Here is a 15,151-nt window from a genome sequence, read left to right as displayed (position 1 = left end):
TCCGGAGACCTCCACCCATGAACCATCGCAGGACCGCCATGTTCCGGAGCGCGGCCATCGTGCTGCTGACAGCCGCCGCCTCCGTTGCCCTCGCCCAGCCGCAGCAGCTGTCCATCGCCGAAGGCGAATTCTCGGCCCAGAGGGCGAAGATCGAGAAGGATCTGGCCGACGGAAAGACCTATGTCGAGATCGCCCCGGAGGACCGCGCCCGGGTCAGGCAGTCGCTCGAACGCATGGCTGCGACCCTCGAGGGCGTTGCCTCCGTGGACGAGCTCAGCCAGCCGCAGAAGGTGGCGCTGTTCAACGAGCAGGAGGTGGTCAACACCATCCTCACCCAGGCGGCGGAAGACAGCCGGCTGATCTGCGAGCGGCGGCGCGAGACCGGCAGCCACCGGGCAACCACCACCTGCGAAACCGTTGCCGAACGTCGTCGCCGGCGCGAAGACGACCAGCGGCGGCTGCAGACCATGCAGCGCGCGGTCATGCCGGACAGAAACAACTGACCATGCGCATCCTGGTCGTCGAAGACAATCGCGACATCGCCGCCAATCTCGGCGATTACCTCGAAGACCGCGGCCACACGGTCGATTACGCCGCCGACGGCGTCACCGGCCTGCACCTGGCCGTGGTCAACGAGTTCGACGCGATCGTCCTGGACCTGAACCTGCCGGGCATGGACGGCCTGGAGGTTTGCCGGAAGCTGCGCCAGGAGGGCCGCAAGCAGACGCCGGTGCTGATGCTCACCGCCAGGGACTCCCTGGACAACAAGCTGGAGGGCTTCGAGTCCGGTGCCGACGACTATCTGGTCAAGCCCTTCGCCCTGCAGGAGGTGGAGGCGAGGCTTTCGGTGCTGGCCCGCCGTGGCAAGGCGGCCCAGCCCCGGGTGTTGAACGTCGCCGACCTCGAGTTCAACCTGGACACGCTCGAGGTCCGGCGCGCCGGCAAGCTGCTGCAACTCAATCCGACCGCGCTGAAGATCCTGCAGGCGCTGATGGAGGCCGCACCCTCGGTGGTCACCCGCCAGGAGCTGGAGACCCGGGTCTGGGGCGAGGAGCTGCCGGACAGCGATTCCCTGCGGGTGCACATCCACGGCCTGCGCGCGGCGGTGGACAAACCTTTCGACAAGGCCCTGATCCAGACCCGCCACGGCATCGGCTACCGGATCGCCGACCCCGACGCCGGCTGAGGCGCCCATGCGCTATCGGCATCGGCTGCGCAGCCGGATCATCCTGTCCTTCTTCCTGCTGGGCTTCGGCCTGACCGGGTTGTTCGCGGCGGCAACGGTGCTGCTGCGCGAACGTCTGGAGGACCAACTGATCGGCGAGGCCCTGTTGCAGAACGTGGCCGACTATGCCGAGCAGTTCTACCGCGATCCCGAGAATGCCGACCTGATCGCTTTCGACAAGATCCGTGGTGGCGTCTACAGCAAGCGCCGGTTCGGCAACGTACCCTTCGCCTGGCGCAACCTGCCCGACGGCGTGCACGAGGTGAGCGAAAGGGAGGCCGACGGCCGCGTCCGCACCTACAAGCTGGCGGTGCGCAAGGACGAGGATTACTGGTTCTTTCTCAGCTACGACATCGCCCAGGAGCGGGCCAGCCAGCAGCAACTGAGCTACGCGCTGGTGGGAGCGGTGTTGCTGTTTTCGCTGCTTTCCCTGCTGGTGGGCTGGTGGTCGTCCAAGCGGGTGATCAGTCCGGTCACCGAGCTGGCCAGGCGATTGGAGGACATGGCCGGGCGGGAGCGACCGGAGCGGTTGGCCCTGCACTTCGCCAATGACGAGGTCGGTCAGCTGGCGGCGGCGCTGGACGACTACGCCGAGCGCATGACCTCGCTGGTCAAGCGCGACCGCGAGTTCAACTCCGACGTCAGTCACGAGCTGCGGACGCCGCTGGCGGTGATCCGCGGTGCCACCGAACTGATGCTGGCCAACCCGGACCTGCCGGAGAAGATGCGCCAGCGCCTGTTCCGCATCGATCGTGCGGCGCAGCAGTGCGCTGACCTGACCACGGCCCTGCTGATGCTTTCGCGCAACGAGCGCGGTACCGGGCGCACGCCGCTGCGACGTCTGGCGCTGCAGCTGGCCGAGGCCAGCCGGGCGCAGATCGGCGACAAGCCGGTGGACATCCGGGTCGAGGGCGGAGAAGGGGTGTTCGTGGACGCGCCCGAGGCGGTGTTGTCGGTGGCGCTGGGCAACCTGATAGGCAACGCCTGCAAATACACCGCCGAAGGCGAGGTGGCGATCATGATCGAGCCCGGGGTGGTGCGCATCGAGGACACCGGCCCCGGCCTGAGCGAGGAAGACGCACTGCGCCTGTTCGAACGCGGCTACCGTGGCTCCGGCGCCACCGGCACCGTCGGCGGCGGCATCGGCCTGTCCATCGTCCGCCGCCTCTGCGAACTCTACGGCTGGCGCGTCAGCATCATGCCACGCCCCGAACGCGGCGCCGTCGCCACTCTCCGCTTCGCGCCGGAGGGAGATGATTTGGCCGCGGATTACGCCGATGAAAGCGGCCAGAACCTTCAGACGTAATCCAGCCAGTCTTCCGGGACCGGTGTCCGGCCGGTGAAGATGCCGAAGAAGAGGTCCTGGATCTGGCGGGTCAGCTTGCCCGGCTTGCCGTCGCCGACCGGGCGGCCGTCCACGCTGCGGATTGGGGTGATCTCGGCGGCGGTGCCGCACATGAACAGCTCGTCGCACAGATACAGGTACTCGCGCGGCAGGTCGCGCTCGACTACCCCGATGCCGTTGGCGCGGGCCAGGCGGATGATGGTGTCGCGGGTGATTCCGTTGAGCAGGGCGGCGCTTACCGGCGGAGTGTGCAGCGTGCCGTCGAACACCAGGAACAGGTTTTCACCGGCACCTTCGCTGAGCAGGCCGGTGCTGGCCAGGGCGATGCCCTCGCCGAAGCCCAGCCGCCTGGCCTCGCGCGCCACCAGTTGCCCGCTGAGGTAGTTGCCGCCGGCCTTGGCACCGGCCGGGATGGTGTTGGGTGCGAAACGCTGCCAGCTGGACACGCAGGCATCGATGCCGGCTTCCAGCACGCCGGGGCCAAGGTAGGGTCCCATGTGCCAGGCGGCGACGGCGACCTCCACCGGCGTTTCCGCCGACAGGCCGAAGCCGCCGAGGCCGCGGTAGGCGATCGGGCGCAGGTAGGCGCGTTCCAGGCCGTTGGCGCGGATCACCTCGCGGCAGGCCGAGGCCAGGGTGGCCTGGTCGTATGGAATGACCATGTCGTAGACCTTGGCCGACTGGTACAGGCGGCGCAGGTGGTCATCCAGCCGGAAGATGGCTTGCCCGTTCGGAGTGGGGTAGCTGCGGATGCCCTCGAACACCGAGGAGCCGTAGTGCAGGCCGTGCGCCATCACGTGCACGGTGGCGTCGGCCCAGGGCTTGATGCGGCCGTTGTGCCAGATCTGGCTGGGGTAGGACTGGGTCATGGCGGACTCCGGGAGAAACGGGAATTCTAGCCGGTGCCCGTGGTCCCGGGATTCGATCCGTCTGCGCTGGGGCGCGGTCCGGAGCGCCGGCGTCGTCAGGCCCGGCCCTGTCCGCTCAGAATTCGATCCACCAGCATCCGGCGTGCTGGCGCACGCGGAACTCCACCGCGACTGCGCCCGCCTCCGTCGGGCCGATCCCCGGTTGCAACCGAAGGCCGGCGGGCGGGTGGAGGGAATCGGTGGAGCCGTCGGCGGGCCCAGGCCCGCCATCGCCTCCGGACGAGTCGCCGGAAGGACCGCGGGATGCCGCGGACGAGGCGTGCCGGGCCCGGTCGCCCGATGGCCCGACGGGCGCTGCCGTCGTCGCTTCGGTCGCAGGGGCATCGCCACGATGCGGCGCGGGCAGCCAGTCCAGGGCCATCATCGGTCGCCGTACCAGCGCTTCCAGTTCGTCCATCAGGAAGCGGGCGCCGCCGGCACTGGTGCCGGCCCAGTGGTAGTAGCTGGCCAGACGGTTGACGTCGCGCGTTTCCAGGGCCGCGCGCACGCCCTCCAGCAGGCGCTCCGGACTGCGTGCGCATTCGGGCGGGCCGACCTTGCCGATGTCCGCGTCCATCCCGGCACCGGGCCGGACGCGTGGCAGCGCGCCCAGATGCTCGCAGGGCTGGTCGCTGTAGACCGGCTGGCCGCGCGGATCCAGGCAGCGATGCACACCGTCCGCCGCGGCGGCAGGCGCCGTGCCGGACGACGGCATGCCGAGCGGCAGCAGGCAGGCCGCAAGCAGGCAGGCCCGAGACACGCGTGCCCGCAGCGCACCTGCCTGCATCCGGCGGGAGCAAGGCGGGCGCGGACGATTTGGGGCCGGACGCATGCCCGCCAGCCTAGCGCGGCTCAGGCCAGCCGGGACAGCACGGCTTCGGTGGGCCTGGCCAGATTGAGCGTGTAGAAGTGCAGCTCGGGCGCGCCGCCCTCGAGCAGGCGCCGGCACATCGCTGCTACCACGTCGGCGCCGAACTCGCGTACCGCCTTCGCGTCGTCACCGTAGGCCTGCATGCGTTTGGCGATCCAGCGCGGGATCTCGGCGCCGCAGGCCTCGGAGAAGCGGCGCAGCTGGGCGAAGTTGGCGATCGGCATGATGCCCGGCACGATCGGCACCGTGACGCCGGCGCGGCGCGCCTCGTCCACGAAGCGGAAATAGGCGTCGGCATTGAAGAAGTACTGGGTGATGGCGCCGTCGGCGCCGGCCTCCACCTTGGCCCTGAAGTGGCGCAGGTCGGCCAAGGCGTCCTCGGCTTGGGGGTGCATCTCCGGGTAGCAGGCCACCTCGATGCGGAAGTGGTCGCCATGTTCCTCGCGGATGAAGGCCACCAGGTCGCGGGCGTGGCGGAACTCGCCGGTGCGGGCCATGCCCGAGGGCAGGTCCCCGCGCAGGGCGACGATGCGGCGGCAGCCCAGGGCCCGGTACAGCTTCAGCAGTTCGCGCAGTTCGGTGCGGGTGCCACCCATGCAGCTCAGGTGCGGCACCGCGTCCAGCCCGTGCTCCTGGCGCAGCCGTCGCACCGTCTCGGGCGTGTAGCTCAGGGTCGAGCCGCCGGCGCCGAAGGTCACCGAGACGAAGGCCGGCGCGTGGGACTTCAGCCGGGCGACGGTGCGGTCCAGTTGGGCGCGCTGCTCTTCGTCCTTGGGCGGGTAGAACTCTAGGCTGATCCGGGGCATGGGCGGGCGGGAACGACGGAGTCCGGCCGACTATATCCTTTCATCCGGATGAACGTGAAGGGAGCAAGAGGGGGAAGTGGCGGAGTCAAGGGATTCCCCCGCCGGCCGGCGCCGGCGGCCCTTGCCTGCCCGGCGGTGGTCCGTCCGGGCATCGGCAAGCCGGGAGAGTCGGCCCGAGCCGGTTCCCGGCCCATCGGTTCGCCGACACAATTCCGGCATGAGCATCCAGATGACCGATTTCGCCCGCCGCCGCCTCTTCCCCGGCGACGGCCGCCGCACCGCCATCCAGGACATCACCGCCGAACAGTTCGTCGAGCGCCTGAACGCCGAGGTGCCGGTGGCCGTGCTGCCAGGCTATGCGCCCTTCTGCCGCCTGCACGTGCACCGCAACTGGACCTCGACCCGCTGCTCGGTGGTGCCGATCACCGAGGAGAACCGGCACCGGCTGCGTACCGCCTACGAAGCCCGCACCCCGGCCGAGCTGCCGGTGCTGGTGCGCTGGTTCGAGGGCGTGGAGCCGCCCGTGGCCAACTACCTGGTGCCCATCCTCTACAGCCGCGAACAACTGGCGAAGGAGGGCACGGCGATCGAGGCCGACTGGGGCGTCGTCGGCTGCCTGTACACCATGGAAGCGGCGGAGATCCCGATGGCGCCCATCACCATGATGCGCAATGCCCTGGGCGTGGAGGAGGGCGGAAGCGGCGTGCCGCTGGACCGCGAGGCTTACCTGCGCTCGGTGGACTTCTGGGAGAAGCACGCGAACTGGCGGTGAGCAGGCCCGCGACGTCGCCCCCCGAAAGAAGACGGGCGCCCGAAGGCGCCCGTCGTCGTTCCCGATACGGCGCCAGGCGGCGCCGGCGGCATCAGTAGCGGTAGTGCTCCGGCTTGTAGGGGCCGTCCACCGGCACGCCGATGTAGTCGGCCTGCTCCTGGGTCAGCTTCGTGAGCTTCACGCCGATCTTCTCCAGGTGCAGGCGGGCCACTTCCTCGTCCAGCTTCTTGGGCAGCATGTAGACCTTGCGCTCGTACACGTCCCTGTTGGCCCACAGGTCGATCTGCGCCAGGGTCTGGTTGGAAAAGGAGTTGGACATCACGAAGCTCGGGTGGCCGGTGGCGCAGCCCAGATTGACCAGGCGGCCCTCGGCCAGCAGGAAGATCGAGCGGCCATTGGGCAGGTCGTAGCGGTCCACCTGCGGCTTGATGTTGACCTTCTTCACACCTTCGAGGTTGTTCAGGCGGTCCACCTGGATCTCGTTGTCGAAGTGGCCGATGTTGCAGACGATGGCCTGGTCCTTCATCGCCGTCATGTGCTCGAGGCGGATGATGTCCTTGTTGCCGGTGGTGGTGACATAGATGTCGGCCGTGCCGAGGGTGTCCTCGACGGTCTTGACCTCGAAGCCCTCCATCGCCGCCTGCAGGGCGCAGATCGGGTCAATCTCAGTGACGATGACGCGGGCGCCGTAGGCGCGCAGCGAGTGCGCCGAGCCCTTGCCGACGTCGCCGTAGCCGCAGACCACCGCCACCTTGCCGGCCAGCATCACGTCCATGGCGCGCTTGAGGCCGTCGGCCAGCGATTCGCGGCAGCCGTACAGGTTGTCGAACTTGCTCTTGGTGACCGAGTCGTTGACGTTGATCGCCGGTACCAGCAGTTTGCCGGCCTGGGCCAGCTGGTAGAGGCGGTGCACGCCGGTGGTGGTCTCTTCCGAGACGCCCTTCCAGTCGCGCACGACGGTGCTCCAGAAGCCAGGGCGCTCCCTGGCCACGCGCTTGAGCAGGTTCTTGATCACCTGCTCCTCATGGCTGCCCGAGGGCGAATTGACCCAGCCCTCGTCGCCCTGCTCGAGCTCGTAGCCCTTGTGGATCAGCAGGGTGACGTCGCCGCCGTCGTCCACGACCAGCTGCGGACCGAGGAAGCCGCCCTTGCCGTCCGGGAAGCTCAGCGCGTCCAGGGTGCAGTCCCAGTACTCCTCCAGCGTCTCGCCCTTCCAGGCGAACACCGGCACCCCGCTGGCGGCGATGGCGGCGGCGGCGTGGTCCTGGGTCGAGAAGATGTTGCAGGAAGCCCAGCGCACGTCGGCGCCAATGTCCTTCAGGGTCTCGATCAGCACCGCCGTCTGGATGGTCATGTGCAGCGAGCCGGTCACGCGCACGCCCTTGAGCGGGGCTTCCTTGGCGTACTTGCGGCGGATGGACATCAGGCCCGGCATCTCGTGCTCGGCGATCTCGATCTCCTTGCGGCCCCAGTCGGCCAGGGAAATGTCGGCGACCTTGTAGTCGTGCTTCAGGGGGGTAACAGCGTTCATGGATTGAGCTCCGTTGGTTGGCGAGGCCGGGCCGGGGCCGCGGTTCGCGCGTTAACGGGCGCCGTTGATACGGGAAACCCCGGACCGAGCCTGATCCCGGCGGATCCGCATTGCACGGGCCGGGCTTGCAGCGCCCCTCGGTGGGGTGGGCCTTGCGGGCCGGGGGCGATTATACCCCCGGCCTCCTGTGTCACTTCTTCAAGCCAGCCGCCTTGCGCAGCGCCTCGGCCTTGTCGGTCTTCTCCCAGGAGAAGGCGGTGGCCTTCTGCTTGCGGCCCTGGCCGTCCACGTAGGTGATTTCCTTCGGCTTGCGGCCGAAGTGGCCGTAGGCGGCGGTGGCGCGGTAGATCGGGTGCAGCAGGTCCAGCATCTTGACGATGCCGTAGGGGCGCAGGTCGAAGTGCTGGCGGATCAGCTTCTCGATCTTCTCGTCGCCGATCCTGCCGGTGCCGAAGGTGGTCACCGAGATCGAGGTCGGCTCGGCCACGCCGATGGCGTAGCTCACCTGCACCTCGCACCTCTCGGCCAGGCCGGCCGCGACCACGTTCTTGGCCACGTAGCGGGCGGCGTAGGCCGCCGAGCGGTCCACCTTAGACGGATCCTTGCCCGAGAAGGCGCCGCCGCCGTGCCGGGCCATGCCGCCGTAGGTGTCGACGATGATCTTGCGGCCGGTCAGGCCGGCGTCGCCCACCGGGCCGCCGATCTCGAACTTGCCGGTCGGGTTGATGTGGATGCGCGACTTCGGCAGCGCCTTCAGCCAGGCCTTGGGCAGCACCGGCTCGAGGATGTGCTTCATCACGCCCTCGACGATCTCCTTGTGCTTCACGCCCGGCGCGTGCTGGGTGGACAGCACCACGGCCTCCAGGCCGACGATGTCGTTGCCGGCGTAGCGCAGGGTCACCTGGCTCTTGGCGTCCGGGCGCAGCCACTTGAGCTTGCCCGAGCGGCGCACCCTGGCCTGCTGCTCGACCAGGCGGTGCGAGTAGTAGATCGGCGCCGGCATGTATTCCGGGGCTTCGGTGCAGGCGTAGCCGAACATCAGGCCCTGGTCGCCGGCACCCTGTTCTTCGGGTTTCTTGCGGTCCACGCCCTGGGCGATGTGCGGCGACTGCTTGCCGATCATGTTGATGATGGCGCAGGTGTGGCCGTCGAAGCCGACGTCGCTGTTGTCGTAGCCGATGTCGTTGATGACTTCGCGGGCCAGTGCCTCGATGTCCACCCAGGCGCTGGTGGTGATCTCGCCGGCGACGATGGCGGCGCCGGTCTTGACCAGGGTCTCGCAGGCCACGCGCGCCTTCGGATCCTGGCTCAGGATCGCGTCCAGCACCGCATCGGAAATCTGGTCGGCCATCTTGTCCGGGTGGCCTTCGGAGACCGACTCGGAAGTGAAGAGGTAGCTGGACATCGTTTCTTATATCCCTTGATTGCGATGAAAGGATGATTCGAGGGCGCGCATGATACACCCCAGGGGCCATCCCTGCATCCTCGCGGCAGGGGCGTTGCAGGCTCGTTAAGCCGCCCGGAACAGGCGCAACGGCCGGGTTTCGCGGGATGGCGACCGCCGGTCCGTCGTTGCGGCGCCGCGATGCAGCGTCCGGAGTTTTGAACGACCCGGCCAATGGGGTTACCGTCCGCTTGCAGTGTGCAGCCTTCGTCCCCCGCCGGGCCCGCACCACTGCCGAACCGGCCCGGCGCATCAACCAGGAGGAAACGCCTGATGCGAACCCGGATGCCCATCCTGCGTCACCTTGCCACCGCCGCCGTCATCGTCGGGCTGGCCGGCTGTGCCGGCTACGTCAAGCGCGACGAGTTCGACGCCGCCATCGCCGAGCTGCGTTCCGCCGACCAGCAACAGCAGCAACGGCTGGACCGGCTGCAGGCCATGATGGAAGAGCGCTTCGGCCGGTACGACGCCAGGATCGCCCAGCTCGAGGGCCGCCTGCACGTCGAGACCACCGCCCATTTCGCGGTGGACGACGCCACCCTGCGCGATGCCGACAAGCCCATGCTGGACGACTTCGCCCGGGTGATCCGCGAGCACCACCCCGGCGTGGTGGTGACAGTGGAGGGCTTCGCCGACCCGTCCGGTCCGGCTGCCTACAACAAGCGCCTGGGCCAGCGCCGGGCCGAAGCGGTGCGCGACTACCTGGTCGGCCAGGGCCTGTCGGCCGGGCAGGTGCGCGCGGTCAGCTACGGCGAGGACCGCAACCGGCAGATCCGTGTCGGCGCCACCGGCGAAGCGGGTCTGGCCAACCGCCGCGTGGCCCTGGTGATCGATTTCGTCGAGGCGGTCGCCGCCCGCTGAACCGCGGACGGGCTTGGCGCCGGCCCGGCCTGTCACCGGCCTGACGCCTGCGGGTAACCGGTCTGCAAGCAGGCGCCGCCACCCTGTGTGGCGACGCCGCAGACCGGGGGCCCCATGATCGATCTCGAGCGCCGACTGGCCGAACGTTATCCCCGCTGGTTCCAGGGCCGGCGCGCCCGCCTGGCCCGGCCGCTGCTTCGCGGTCTGGGCCGCATCGCCCGCCTCGGCGAGATCGAGGCCTTCCTGGACGAACACGCCCACCTCAAGGGCCGCGCCTTCATCGAGGCGGCGCTGGCCTATCTGGACGTGCGCTACAGCGTGGACCAGGTCGAGCGCGAGCGGGTGCCGGAGACCGGTCGTCTGCTGGTCGTCGCCAACCATCCCTCCGGTGCCCTGGACGCGCTGGCCTTGCTGCATTTCCTGCTCGGCGTCCGCCGGGACGTGCGCATCCTGGCCAATGACCTGCTGGATGCGGTGGAGCCACTGCGCGGCCAGTTGCTGCCGCTGCGCATCCTCGGTGGCCGACCGACGCCGGAAAGCCTGGATGCCGTCCGCGCGGCCCTGGAACGCGAGGAGTGCGTGGTGGTATTCCCGGCCGGGGCGGTCTCGCGCCTTGGCCTGCGCGGCCTGCGCGACGGCCGCTGGCGCCGCGGCTTCGTCAACTTCGCCCGTGCCACCGGCGCGCCGGTGCTGCCGGTACGGGTGCTGGCCCGCAACTCGGCCCTGTTTTACGGCGCGGCGGCGCTGTGTCCGCCCGCCGGCACCGCGCTGTTGCCGCGGGAGCTGTTCGCCCGCCGCCGCGCCCGCATCGAATTGCGTGTCGGCCGGCCGCAACGGGTACCGGAACAGTTGCCAGCCGAACGGGCGCTGGTGGCGGTGCGCGAGGCCCTGTATGCGATCGGCACCCGTCGCGAAGCCGGCGCCCACGAACCCGAACCGCTGATCCACGCCGTGGACCGCCGGGCCCTGCTGCGGGAACTGGCCGAGCTCCCCCTCCTGGGCCAGACCCCGGACGGCAAGCGCATCCACGCCGGCCCGCTGGCCAGCGATTCGGCCCTGCTGCGCGAGCTGGGCCGGTTGCGGGAGCTGAGTTTCCGGGCCGTGGGCGAGGGTACCGGCAAGCGTCTGGACGTGGACGCCTGGGACAGCTGGTACGAGCACATCGTGCTGTGGGATCCCGAGCGGCTGGAGGTCGCGGGCGCCTACCGCGTGGCCCTCGGCGAGCGGGTACTGGCCGAACGCGGCCTGGACGGCTTCTACACCGCCTCGCTGTTCCGTTATCCCTGCGAGCTGCTGCCGCGCCTGGCCCAGGGCATGGAGCTGGGCCGCAGTTTCGTCGCGCCTGCCTACCAGGGCGGCCGCAGCCTGGACTACCTGTGGCTGGGTATCGGCGCCTACCTGCGCCGGCACCCGGAGATCCGTTACCTGTTCGGTCCGGTGTCCATCAGCGCGGCGCTGCCGATCGCCGCCCGCGAGCAGCTGGTGGCCTATTACCAGCGCTACCACGGCGTGCCGGAATCGCCGGTGCGGGCGCTGCGGCCCTTCCGTTTCCTGGCGACGCCGCCGGCTTTCGGCGAACTCGATGCCGAGGCTGCGTTCCGGCTGCTCAAGGACAACCTCGGCGCGCTCGGCGCCCGCGTGCCGACCCTGTACAAGCAATACACCGAGTTGTGCGAACCGGGCGGCGCGCGCTTTCTGGCCTTCGGCGTCGACCCGGAATTCAGCAACTCCGTCGACGGGCTGGTCGAACTGGATCTGGCACGGATCCGGCCGCGCAAGCGCGAACGTTATCTGACCGGCGCGGCAGTGCCGACCCTGGCCCGGCCGGAGGCTGCCTGAGATGGCCGCGGCCGCGCACCGGGCCGCCTTCCTCTCCGACCTGCATCTGGGTTCCGGCCACTGTCACGCCGCCGAGCTGGCGGAATTCCTCGGCCGGCTGCGGGTGCGGCGCCTGTACCTGGTTGGCGACATCGTGGACCTGTGGTGGCTGGCGCAGCGGCGCGCGGTGTGGGGGCCGGCCCAGCAGCGGGCGGTGGATGCCCTGCATGCCCTAGCCCGCGGCGGCACCGAGCTGGTCTATGTCCCGGGCAACCACGACCGGCCGCTGCGCGGCTTCTGTGGCCTGGCACTACCGCGCCTGTGCCTGCGCCGGCGCGCGCTGCACACGCTGGCCGACGGCCGGCGCCTGCTGGTCACCCATGGCGACGACTACGACAGCCTGACCCAGTTTGGCGGCTTCCAGGAGCGTTTCGGCGACTGGCTTTACGAACGCATCCTGGCCGGCAACCGCATGACCAATCGGGTCCGGCGCCGGTTGGGGCTGCGCTACTGGTCGCTGGCCGATTTCCTCAAGCGCCGCAGCGGTGCCGCCGAGCGCTACATCCAGCGCTTCGTCCAGGCCGGTCTGGACGATGCCCGTCGGCGTGGCCTGGACGGCATCGTCTGCGGGCACATCCACCGGCCGGCCCTGTTCGAGCGCGAAGGCCTGGTCTACGCCAACGACGGCGACTGGGTGGAGAGCCTGAGCGCCCTGGTCGAGGATCCCACGGGCCGCTTGCTGCTGCTGCGCCATGACGGCAGCGAGCTGGCGGCGCTGCCGGCCCGGCCGGCGCCACCGGCGCTGGTTCAGGCGGCCTGATCGTCCTCGTCGGCGCGACCGACCCAGGCGGCGTAGCAACCCAGGGCGGGATAGTGTGCGTGCAGGTAGGCGACCTTGGGCTCGGACAGCAATTCGCGGGCCGTGTCGAGCAGGTCGGTGTTCGCCGTCAGCACGGCCCCGCGCAACCAGCCCTTGCGATCGAAAGCGCGCAGCGCCAGCGTTGGCCGGTTCAGGAATACCGGCGGCAATTCGTCCAGCGAATCCCAGCGTGCCGCCCCCGGGCGCAGGTAGATGGCGTGGCTGGCCTGGAACGGCGTGTCGGCGGGCTGGTGCAGGTAATTGGTCAGCAGCACTGTTTCCCCTGGCTCGGCGTCCGCCAGGCTTATCCGGCAGGGGAAACCCGGCATGGCGTTCACCGTTCGCCAGACGGCGCGTGGTGCCGGGGGGCGATCGCGCGGGGCATCGAGCAAGGCGCGGAAGGGTTCGGGGGACAGGCCGCGGATGCGGATCTTCATGGTCGTGGTCCTCGTGGGGCGTGGACCCAGCCTGCACCGGTGGCGGCGGGCCGGCCATCCGGATCTTGCGCCTTCCCTCACGCCCGACCGGTTTAGGATGCGGGCATGGATTCGCTGACCCAGATCCTGCTCGGCGGCAGCGTCGCCGCTGCCTGCGTTCCGGCCGGCCACCGGCGCGCCGCCCTGGGTGCCGGCGCCGTGCTCGGCACCTTGCCCGACCTGGATTCCGTGCCGATGTGGCTGCTGGACCTGGATCCGGTGACCCACATGACCTGGCACCGCGGCCCCTCGCATTCGCTGTTGGTGCTGGCGCCGCTGGCCTGGTTGCTCTGGGCCTGGTACCGGCGCCGCGGCGGCCGTGTGGCCGAGGCGCCGCGCGCCTGGCTGGCGGCGATCGCCCTGGCCCTGCTCACCCATCCGCTGCTGGACGCCTTCACCGTTTACGGCACCCAGCTGTTCTGGCCGCTGCCGCTGCCGCCGGCGATGTGGTCCAGCCTCTTCATCATCGATCCGCTGTACACGCTGCCACTGCTGCTGGCCTTCGCATGGGCGCTGGCGGCGGGTGCGCGGCCTTCGGCCCGTACGGCGCTGGCGCTCGGCCTGGCGCTGAGCACGGCCTACCTGGGTTGGTCACTGGCGGCCAAGGCCCTGGTGGAGCGCGAAGTGGAACGCAGCCTGGCCGGCACCGGCCTGGAGCAGGCGCCGCGCTTCTCCGTGCCCATGCCCTTCAACACCCTCCTCTGGCGGGTGGTGGTGATGACGCCCTCGGGCTTCCTGGAAGGCGAGCGGTCGCTGGTGGCCGACCGCGGGCCGATGCAGTTCCGGTCGTACCCCTCGGACGCGGCGGCGCTGGCGGCGGTGGCCGACTACCCGGCGGTGGCCCGGCTGCGCTGGTTCAACCGCGGCTTCATGAAGGCGCAGTTGCGCGAGGACAGGCTGGTGCTCAGCGACCTGCGCATGGGTGCCGAGCCCGACTACAGCTTCAATTTCGCAGTGGCGCGATGGGATGGCGAGCGTTGGCGGGAAATCCGGCCGGAGCGGCTGGCCTGGCCCTGGCAGGCGCGCCGGCGTCTGGCGTGGATGTGGCAGCGGATCTGGACGGCGCCGGCGGGTCCGTCGGCGGCGCAGGGCCGGGCAGTGCCGACGGATCGGGCCGTGGAGCGGAACCGGGCAGCGCCGGTCGCTCAGGCCGCGGCGGCGAAGTCAGGTGGGACACCGGCCAGCAGCGCGTCGAAGTAGTCGCGGGTCAGGCGCAGCTGGCTTTCCGCGTCCCCGGCCCGATTGACCACGGCGCGGAAGGCGGCGTTCTCGGGCCGGTCCCTCGCGTACCAGCCCAGGTGCTTGCGGGCGATGCGCACGCCCTGCTCCTCGCCGTAAAAGGCGTGCAGCGCCTGCAAGTGGCCGAGCAGGATGTCGCGCACCTCGGCCAGGCCGGGTTCGGGCAGGCGCTCGCCGGTGGCCAGGTAACGGGCAATGGCGCGGAATATCCAGGGCCGGCCCTGGGCGGCGCGGCCGACCATCACCGCGTCGGCGCCGGTCCGGCGCAGCACCTGCTCGGCCTTCTCCGGCGAATCCACGTCGCCGTTGGCGATCACCGGGATGCGCAGCGCCGCCTTCACCTCGGCGATGGTGTCGTACTCGGCCTGGCCGGTGTACATCTGGTCGCGGGTGCGCCCGTGGATGGCCAGGGCGGCGATGCCGCTGGCCTCGGCGATGCGGGCGATGGCCAGGGCGTTCTTGCGGTCGGGGGCCCAGCCGGTGCGGATCTTCAGGGTCACCGGCACGTCCACGGCCTTCACCACCGCCTCGAGTATGCGCGCCACCAGTGCCTCGTCGCGCATCAGCGCCGAGCCGGCCCAGGCATTGCACACCTTCTTGGCCGGGCAGCCCATGTTGATGTCGATGATGCGGGCGCCGTGGTCCACGTTGTACTTCGCCGCCTCGGCCATCACCTCGGGCACGGTGCCGGCGATCTGCACGCTGACCGGGTCCGGTTCGCCGGCGTGGTCCATGCGGCGCTGGGACTTGCGGGTGTTCCAGAAGCGCGGGTCCGACGTGGTCATCTCCGACACGCACAGGCCGGCACCCAGCCGCTTGCACAGCAGCCGGAACGGCTTGTCGGTGACGCCGGCCATCGGCGCCAGCAGCACGCGCGGCTCGATCGGGTAGGGGCCGATGCGCATGGCCGGCATTGTACCGGCCGCGGCCGTCTGCGCCGGGCGGTCGCCATGCCAGGCCGGGAGCGGCGGTGTTGCCGGGGGTCGAACGCCGCAG

Annotated in this window: 15 protein-coding genes and 1 riboswitch; of the genes, 8 read left to right on the top strand and 7 right to left on the bottom strand. The window is 70.1% G+C overall.

The window, feature by feature from the left end; translation table 11 throughout:
- Positions 1-17: 17 nt before the first annotated feature.
- The 3 genes from F0415_RS05000 to F0415_RS04990 are packed head-to-tail and all read left to right on the top strand — an operon-like array spanning position 18 to position 2,531.
- A complete protein-coding gene (locus F0415_RS05000) occupies positions 18-503 on the top strand; it encodes a hypothetical protein (protein WP_246149884.1) in 486 nt (161 codons plus the stop codon).
- Positions 504-505: 2 nt separating this feature from the next.
- Positions 506-1,186, top strand: a complete 681-nt coding sequence (locus F0415_RS04995) for a response regulator transcription factor (RefSeq protein ID WP_149860103.1) — start codon at positions 506-508, stop codon at positions 1,184-1,186.
- Between the two features lie 7 nt (positions 1,187-1,193).
- A complete protein-coding gene (locus tag F0415_RS04990; RefSeq protein WP_149860102.1) occupies positions 1,194-2,531 on the top strand; it encodes a HAMP domain-containing sensor histidine kinase in 1,338 nt (445 codons plus the stop codon).
- On the opposite strand, the gene F0415_RS04985 is transcribed toward F0415_RS04990, so the two are convergent.
- From F0415_RS04985 to metF, 3 genes are all read right to left on the bottom strand, one after another.
- Positions 2,522-3,439 carry a branched-chain amino acid transaminase gene (locus F0415_RS04985; protein WP_149860101.1) on the bottom strand — a complete coding sequence of 306 codons (918 nt, stop codon included), beginning with the start codon at positions 3,437-3,439 and terminating at the stop codon, positions 2,522-2,524. The genes F0415_RS04990 and F0415_RS04985 overlap by 10 nt on opposite strands.
- A 115-nt stretch (positions 3,440-3,554) precedes the next feature.
- A complete protein-coding gene (locus F0415_RS04980) occupies positions 3,555-4,238 on the bottom strand; it encodes a DUF4124 domain-containing protein (protein ID WP_188310292.1) in 684 nt (227 codons plus the stop codon).
- Positions 4,239-4,330: 92 nt separating this feature from the next.
- Entirely contained in the window at positions 4,331-5,155 is an 825-nt protein-coding gene (gene metF / locus F0415_RS04975) for a methylenetetrahydrofolate reductase [NAD(P)H] (RefSeq protein WP_149860099.1), read from the bottom strand.
- 217 nt (positions 5,156-5,372) lie between these two features.
- Here metF and F0415_RS04970 point away from each other — a divergent pair, with 217 nt between their 5' ends.
- Positions 5,373-5,927: a DUF3228 family protein gene (locus F0415_RS04970; protein ID WP_149860098.1), complete on the top strand. Its 555-nt coding sequence runs from the start codon at positions 5,373-5,375 to the stop codon at positions 5,925-5,927.
- 91 nt (positions 5,928-6,018) lie between these two features.
- Here F0415_RS04970 and ahcY read toward each other — a convergent pair whose 3' ends face one another.
- Together ahcY and metK are read right to left on the bottom strand one after the other, a co-directional pair.
- Positions 6,019-7,458: an adenosylhomocysteinase gene (gene ahcY / locus F0415_RS04965; RefSeq protein WP_149860097.1), complete on the bottom strand. Its 1,440-nt coding sequence runs from the start codon at positions 7,456-7,458 to the stop codon at positions 6,019-6,021.
- A 49-nt stretch (positions 7,459-7,507) separates the two neighbouring features.
- A riboswitch (S-adenosyl-L-homocysteine riboswitch) is annotated at positions 7,508-7,603 on the bottom strand.
- Between the two features lie 45 nt (positions 7,604-7,648).
- Positions 7,649-8,863, bottom strand: a complete 1,215-nt coding sequence (metK, locus tag F0415_RS04960) for a methionine adenosyltransferase (protein WP_149860096.1) — start codon at positions 8,861-8,863, stop codon at positions 7,649-7,651.
- Between the two features lie 312 nt (positions 8,864-9,175).
- On the opposite strand from metK, the gene F0415_RS04955 reads away from it, so the two are divergent.
- The 3 genes from F0415_RS04955 (at position 9,176) to F0415_RS04945 (ending at position 12,401) form a co-directional block, all read left to right on the top strand.
- The gene (locus F0415_RS04955; RefSeq protein WP_149860095.1) at positions 9,176-9,763 is read left to right on the top strand and encodes an OmpA family protein; all 588 of its coding nucleotides are present in this window, start codon (positions 9,176-9,178) and stop codon (positions 9,761-9,763) included.
- Between the two features lie 114 nt (positions 9,764-9,877).
- The gene (gene olsF / locus F0415_RS04950) at positions 9,878-11,602 is read left to right on the top strand and encodes a bifunctional ornithine lipid synthase OlsF (protein ID WP_149860094.1); all 1,725 of its coding nucleotides are present in this window, start codon (positions 9,878-9,880) and stop codon (positions 11,600-11,602) included.
- 1 nt (position 11,603) lies between these two features.
- Positions 11,604-12,401 carry a UDP-2,3-diacylglucosamine diphosphatase gene (locus F0415_RS04945; protein WP_149860093.1) on the top strand — a complete coding sequence of 266 codons (798 nt, stop codon included), beginning with the start codon at positions 11,604-11,606 and terminating at the stop codon, positions 12,399-12,401.
- Here F0415_RS04945 and F0415_RS04940 read toward each other — a convergent pair.
- Complete coding sequence (locus tag F0415_RS04940; RefSeq protein WP_149860092.1) at positions 12,389-12,877, bottom strand: DUF1203 domain-containing protein; 489 nt, start codon at positions 12,875-12,877, stop codon at positions 12,389-12,391. The two genes, F0415_RS04945 and F0415_RS04940, sit on opposite strands and share 13 nt — an antisense overlap.
- A 105-nt stretch (positions 12,878-12,982) precedes the next feature.
- Between F0415_RS04940 and F0415_RS04935 the strand changes: the two genes are divergently transcribed.
- Positions 12,983-14,116, top strand: a complete 1,134-nt coding sequence (locus F0415_RS04935; protein WP_149860091.1) for a metal-dependent hydrolase — start codon at positions 12,983-12,985, stop codon at positions 14,114-14,116.
- Here the strand turns inward: F0415_RS04935 and dusB are convergent.
- Positions 14,062-15,060 carry a tRNA dihydrouridine synthase DusB gene (gene dusB / locus F0415_RS04930; protein ID WP_149860090.1) on the bottom strand — a complete coding sequence of 333 codons (999 nt, stop codon included), beginning with the start codon at positions 15,058-15,060 and terminating at the stop codon, positions 14,062-14,064. The two genes, F0415_RS04935 and dusB, sit on opposite strands and share 55 nt — an antisense overlap.
- Positions 15,061-15,151 lie beyond the last annotated feature (91 nt).

It is taken from the genome of Arenimonas fontis (assembly GCF_008386465.1).
GTDB lineage: Bacteria > Pseudomonadota > Gammaproteobacteria > Xanthomonadales > Xanthomonadaceae > Arenimonas > Arenimonas fontis.
This window is presented reverse-complemented; position numbering and strand designations above follow the sequence as displayed.

Excerpts from the sequence above, each read along its gene's own strand:
- F0415_RS04955 (WP_149860095.1), top strand. The coding sequence starts at position 9,176 with ATGCGAACCCGGATGCCCATCCTGCGTCACCTTGCCACCGCCGCCGTC.
- ahcY (WP_149860097.1), bottom strand. The coding sequence starts at position 7,458 with ATGAACGCTGTTACCCCCCTGAAGCACGACTACAAGGTCGCCGACATT.
- F0415_RS04945 (WP_149860093.1), top strand. The coding sequence starts at position 11,604 with ATGGCCGCGGCCGCGCACCGGGCCGCCTTCCTCTCCGACCTGCATCTG.
- metF (WP_149860099.1), bottom strand. The coding sequence starts at position 5,155 with ATGCCCCGGATCAGCCTAGAGTTCTACCCGCCCAAGGACGAAGAGCAG.
- F0415_RS04995 (WP_149860103.1), top strand. The coding sequence starts at position 506 with ATGCGCATCCTGGTCGTCGAAGACAATCGCGACATCGCCGCCAATCTC.
- F0415_RS04935 (WP_149860091.1), top strand. The coding sequence starts at position 12,983 with ATGGATTCGCTGACCCAGATCCTGCTCGGCGGCAGCGTCGCCGCTGCC.
- F0415_RS05000 (WP_246149884.1), top strand. The coding sequence starts at position 18 with ATGAACCATCGCAGGACCGCCATGTTCCGGAGCGCGGCCATCGTGCTG.
- olsF (WP_149860094.1), top strand. The coding sequence starts at position 9,878 with ATGATCGATCTCGAGCGCCGACTGGCCGAACGTTATCCCCGCTGGTTC.
- metK (WP_149860096.1), bottom strand. The coding sequence starts at position 8,863 with ATGTCCAGCTACCTCTTCACTTCCGAGTCGGTCTCCGAAGGCCACCCG.
- dusB (WP_149860090.1), bottom strand. The coding sequence starts at position 15,060 with ATGCGCATCGGCCCCTACCCGATCGAGCCGCGCGTGCTGCTGGCGCCG.
- F0415_RS04985 (WP_149860101.1), bottom strand. The coding sequence starts at position 3,439 with ATGACCCAGTCCTACCCCAGCCAGATCTGGCACAACGGCCGCATCAAG.
- F0415_RS04940 (WP_149860092.1), bottom strand. The coding sequence starts at position 12,877 with ATGAAGATCCGCATCCGCGGCCTGTCCCCCGAACCCTTCCGCGCCTTG.
- F0415_RS04990 (WP_149860102.1), top strand. The coding sequence starts at position 1,194 with ATGCGCTATCGGCATCGGCTGCGCAGCCGGATCATCCTGTCCTTCTTC.
- F0415_RS04970 (WP_149860098.1), top strand. The coding sequence starts at position 5,373 with ATGAGCATCCAGATGACCGATTTCGCCCGCCGCCGCCTCTTCCCCGGC.